Origin of the sequence: Aeribacillus composti, assembly GCF_007827555.1 — a bacterium.
Lineage (GTDB): Bacteria > Bacillota > Bacilli > Bacillales > Aeribacillaceae > Aeribacillus > Aeribacillus composti.
Map to the genome: position 1 here is coordinate 1 of NZ_VISS01000071.1, position 2,082 is coordinate 2,082.

The window sequence follows — 2,082 nt, forward strand, 5'->3', positions numbered from 1 at the left end:
TAGCACACTCTTTCAGAAAAGGGGAGAAGAACATCCCGAAGGAATTTGCAAAAAAGAAGGCTTTTTATGCGGAGATAAAATGATAATTTACACTATTGCTGGTAATAAAAATAATTTTTCACAAATATCTTGTTCAATCTGGTTACCATTATTGTCTACAGCTGAAAATATTAGATACTGTTCATTTTCGACAGACTCTACATTTAGCAAATCTAAATGAAGCCAGCCTCCAGTTCCAACTAAAGATTCGATAACACTAATCTTCCCTTGATAATCACAATATCTAAAGGTAACCTCTTTTGGTATTAACACCCTACCCTTGGCTTGTTTAACCCATTTTTCAGCTAAAGGGTGGGATAACCGATAGTGAACAACATTATTAGTACTTTCTTCCTTTTTTATTTGGGACATCAATTGATACTTTTTCTTATCTTTAATAAAGCTTAATGAATTATCATCAAATACCGCTTCTCTTTGACCCTCAATTTTTGAAAGATTCCATAAAAATCTCTCTAATTTATTCAACTGTATAGTTGTCTGTTCAAAATTATCTCTTAACTTTTCCCTTACTTCGTCATCAAAGTTTTCCATTAAACTTATACGTGTTTCTTGCATTTTAATTCGTATTTGTTCGTCCAATTCTTCTTGTAACCTGTTAAATGCATCATCAATCTCTTCTGCAGTTCTACAGTTCTGATAAATTTCTTGTATCCGTTTTTCAAAGTCAACTCCGGACTCCAACGAACCCAAAATTTCATCAGATGAACCAAATAATCCTTCGAACAGCTTGAACTTTTCTGAAAGTAAATCATAAACTCTTTGGTCTGCAGCATTCTTTTGATTCAAAAAATTTGTCACAACTACATCATATTTTTGTCCATAACGATGACATCTTCCAATTCTTTGTTCTATCCTTTGAGGATTCCATGGTAAATCATAATTTACTATTAAACTACAAAACTGTAGGTTTATTCCTTCCGAAGCAGATTCCGTCGCAACCATGATATCAGCATAATCACGAAAATACTCAACTAACGCTGCCCTCATATCAGCATTTTTTGATCCGGTAATTTTATCATCGTATTTGTGTTTCTTAATCCACCATTCATAGATTCTTTTTGCATCTGAATCTGAATTTTGACCGTTAAACAAAACAACGTTATACCCTTGTTCAGTTAGCATCTCTTTTAAATATCTTTGTGTTCTTCGTGACTCTGTAAATATAACTGCTTTTTCATTAGCTCCTAATTCTCTCATTTTATTAAAGCCTTCTTCTAGAGCTAGGAGCAAAGCTCTACCTTTGGAATTTTTTGTAATAGACCTTGCTAATTCATAATAAGATTCTAATTCTCTTTTCTCTGATAAAATTAAATTAATTATCTCTTCATCTGTTAACTCATCAATTATAATTTCTTCTTCATTCCATTCTTCTATGGTATCCTCCAGTTCGTCTATATCTCGGTAAATTATTTTTTCATTATTATCATTAATTTTCCCAGCTAAAAGTTCATCTAATCTTTTTATTAACGATTGAAGTGTATCAGTTAATGCAAAAGTTGAAGAAGCCAAAATTTTGCGAATAACTAATGTCATTAAGGACCGCTGGCTTTTTGGTAAAGCAAATAACAAATCTCGTTGTAAATATGATGAAACTTTTTCATATAACTCCCACTCTTCATTTGTCGGCATAAACTTTTGTGTTATTGGAATACGTTGAGTATATTTTACATACTCTGTAACCTGACGCCTTAAAGTTCGATGAATAACGGGGCGTATACGTTGTTTTAAATCAATAAAATCAGCTTGTGATAATTCTTTTGTTCCTCTCGAAAACTGTTTCTTAAATGAGATTTCGTCTCCAAATATATGTAAATCAACAAAACTGATTAATCCATAAAGTTCCATTAACGAGTTTTGTAATGGTGTAGCTGTTAATAGTAATTTTGGAAAACCTTCTGTTGCAGAACGTAATTCACGAGCAATTTTGTTGTTTTTGTCAATAATAAATTGAGCCAGAGCGATCACTTCAAAAGTGAGCCACTTTTAGAATCAGAGTTCCCATAAATGGGAGAAGGTGGGTGT

General features: G+C 32.3%; 1 protein-coding gene. It reads right to left on the reverse strand.

Annotated elements, in window-relative coordinates; genetic code table 11:
* Window positions 1–87 precede the first annotated feature (87 nt).
* Complete coding sequence (locus FB379_RS18285) at window positions 88–2,025, reverse strand: helicase-related protein (protein ID WP_144598581.1); 1,938 nt, start codon at window positions 2,023–2,025, stop codon at window positions 88–90.
* Between the last annotated feature and the right edge of the window lie 57 nt (window positions 2,026–2,082).